Here is a 1,401-nt window from a genome sequence, read left to right on the forward strand (position 1 = left end):
ATCGTAGTGATCCTGATCGCGATCGTTCCTGCCCCCGAGGGCTTGGCGCAGGACGCGTGGTATTACTTCGCGATCTTTGCCGGGGCGATCGCCGGGTTGATGTTGGAACCCATTCCGGGCGCGGCCATCGGCCTCATCGCCGTGACCCTTGTGAGCGTATTCTGTGAATGGGTGTTTTACAGTCCGAAGCAACTCTCGAAGCTGGGCTTCAATGTGGCGAATGCAAGCCTCAGCTGGGCACTTTTCGGTTTCTCCAATGGCACGGTGTGGCTGATCTTCGGCGCCTTCATGTTCGCACTCGGCTACGAGAAGACGGGCCTGGGCCGGCGTATCGCGCTCTTGCTCGTGCGGGCGATGGGTCGCAGGACGCTCTCGCTAGGTTATGCGGTGATGGCGGCCGACGCGGTGCTCGCGCCAATTGCCCCCTCCGACCCAGCGCGCAGCGGCGGGACGATCTTCCCCGTAATCCGCAATTTGCCGCCTCTTTATGACTCGAAGCCAAACGACCCCTCGGCGCGACGGATCGGTGCGTACATCATGTGCACAGCCATCGCCACCACCTGCGTGACAAGCTCAATGTTTCTCACCCCACTCGCTTCTAACCTGCTCGCCGCTGAGATCATAAGGAAAACCGTCTACGTCGATCTGAGCTGGATGCAGTGGTTCATGGCCATCGCGACAACGGGCGTTCTGCTGCTCTTGGCCGTCCCTCTCCTTTCCTATGTGCTTTATCCACCAAAAGTGAAGCAGGGCAGCGAGGTCCCGGCCTGGGCTGCGCAGGAGCTGAAAGAGATGGGGCCGCTCAGCCGGCGAGAACTGACACTCGGAGTCCTGGTGGTGGTTGCACTGGCGCTCTGGATCTTCGAGGACGAGTTCGTCAATGCCACAAGCGCCGCACTGATGGTGATTTCTCTCGTGCTGGTCACCAGGGTCGTGACATGGGACGACATGCTCGCGAACAAGCAGGCGTGGAATACGCTCGCGTGGTTCGCGACGCTGGTCGCGCTGGCCGACGGTCCCAGCAGGACCGGCTTCGTCAAGTGAATCGCCGATATATGGCGTCCCACATGAGCAACGTCCCGCCGACGATCGCGGCCGGTGGTCCTGGTGCTGATATTCTTCTTCACGCAATACATGTTCGCCAACGTCACCGCCCATACGACGGCAATGCTTCCGGTCATGCTCGCAGTGCGCTCGACCATTCCCGGCATGCCGATGGAGGCGTTCGCGCTGATGCTGGCCCTGGCGCTGGGCATCATGGGGATTCTGACGCCTTACGCAACCGGGCCCAGCCCCGTTTATTTCGGCAGCGGGTATCTGCCTGCTGGTGACTATTGGAGGCTGGGCGCAATCTTTTCAACCATCTACATTATCGTCTTCCTCCTGATCAGCGTGCCGCTC

At 60.7% G+C, this 1,401-nt stretch carries 1 pseudogene; it reads left to right on the forward strand.

Features of this window, described 5'->3' with window-relative positions:
- Window positions 1–6: 6 nt before the first annotated feature.
- Window positions 7–1,401, forward strand: a pseudogene (locus AWB67_RS37805) (anion permease); the annotation flags it as partial.

The organism is Caballeronia terrestris (assembly GCF_001544515.1).
Classification (GTDB): Bacteria; Pseudomonadota; Gammaproteobacteria; order Burkholderiales; family Burkholderiaceae; genus Caballeronia; species Caballeronia terrestris.